Annotated in this window: 1 protein-coding gene and 1 riboswitch; the gene reads right to left on the minus strand. The window is 75.5% G+C overall.

Annotated features, from left to right (window positions below; all coding sequences use genetic code 11):
* Positions 1 to 1217: magnesium chelatase ATPase subunit I (locus tag AC1DU4_RS26295; RefSeq protein WP_477844914.1), on the minus strand; the 1217-nt coding region annotated here is incomplete at its 3' end.
* A gap of 1 nt (position 1218) precedes the next feature.
* Positions 1219 to 1384: riboswitch (cobalamin riboswitch) on the minus strand.
* Positions 1385 to 1401: the final 17 nt, after the last annotated feature.

Genomic DNA, 1401 nt, shown 5'->3' on the forward strand with positions numbered 1-1401 from the left:
GGCGCGCCCTCGCCGACGCCGGGGATCTGCAGCAGCCGGGTGYGGAACTGGGCCGACGGCGCGCCGGCCTGCCGCTGCGGCGCCGGTCCCGGTCCGCCGTGCGCGGGCGCCTCGTCGGGGGCCGTCTCGTCGGGCGCGGGCGCGTCGGCTGCGGGCGCGTCGGGAGCCTGTCCGTCGGGGGGCGTCGGCGTCTCGTCGGGCACGGGCGCGCCGCCGGGGCCGTCCGGATCGGGGTCYGGCTCGGTGTCGGGGTCGGGCCGGCCGGCCTGCTCCGCGGCGTCGCGCATCGCGTCCTCGAGCTGCTGCGGGTCCAGCCCGGGCTCGTCGAACGGGTCGCGGCGACGCCGGTGCGGCAGCGTCAGTTCGGCGGCCACCCGCACGTCCTCCTCGGCGACGGCGTCGGCGCCGCGCCAGGCGGCGTGCGCGGTCGCGGTGCGCGCGAGCACCAGGTCGGCGCGCATGCCGTCCACGTCGAAGGACGCGCAGAGCGCGGCGATGCGGCGCAGCTCGGTGTCGCTGAGCGCGACGGCGGGCAGGGCGGCGCGGGCGGCGGCGATCCGGCGCGCCAGGGCGGCGTCCTGCTCCGCGTACCGGCCGGCGAACCCGCCGGGGTCCGCCTCGAAGTCGAGCCGGCGACGGACCACCTGCATGCGGGTGTCGACGTCGCGGGAGGCCGCGACGTCCACGGCCAGCCCGAAGCGGTCGAGGAGCTGCGGGCGGAGTTCGCCCTCCTCCGGGTTCATGGTGCCGACCAGGACGAAGCGGGCGGGGTGCGAGTGCGAGACGCCGTCGCGTTCGATGTGCACGCGGCCCATCGCGGCGGCGTCGAGCAGCACGTCCACCAGGTGGTCGTGCAGCAGGTTCACCTCGTCGACGTACAGGACACCGTCGTGGGCGGCGGCGAGCAGGCCCGGCTGGAAGGCGCGTTCGCCGTCGCGCAGCACCTTCTCGAGGTCCAGCGACCCGACCACCCGGTCCTCGGTGGCGCCGACGGGCAGTTCCACCAGCCGGGCGGGCCGCCCGTCGTCGACGGGGGGCAGCAGCGCGGCGAGCGCCCGCACCACCGTCGACTTGGCGGTGCCCTTCTCCCCCCGCACCAGCACACCGCCGATGCCGGGGTGCACCGCGCACAGCGTCAGGGCCAGCCGCAGCTGGTCCTGACCGACGATCGCACTGAACGGGAAGCCCGGATCGATACCTGAACCGGTTTGTGCCACAGCGTAATTCCCTTCACTGCCCGGTTTCCGCGCCGGGAGTCGGACGAGATGCGTCGTGGCCGCGGTGATCTGACTCCGGTTCGGTGCGTGGGCCGACGAACCGTCACAGTGGCGGGACCGTACCTGATTCACACAGGATTCCCCACGGCAGCGAACGAGATGTTGTGGTGACGACTCTAGCCCG

It is taken from the genome of Rhodococcus sp. P4_F5 (genome assembly GCF_056401315.1).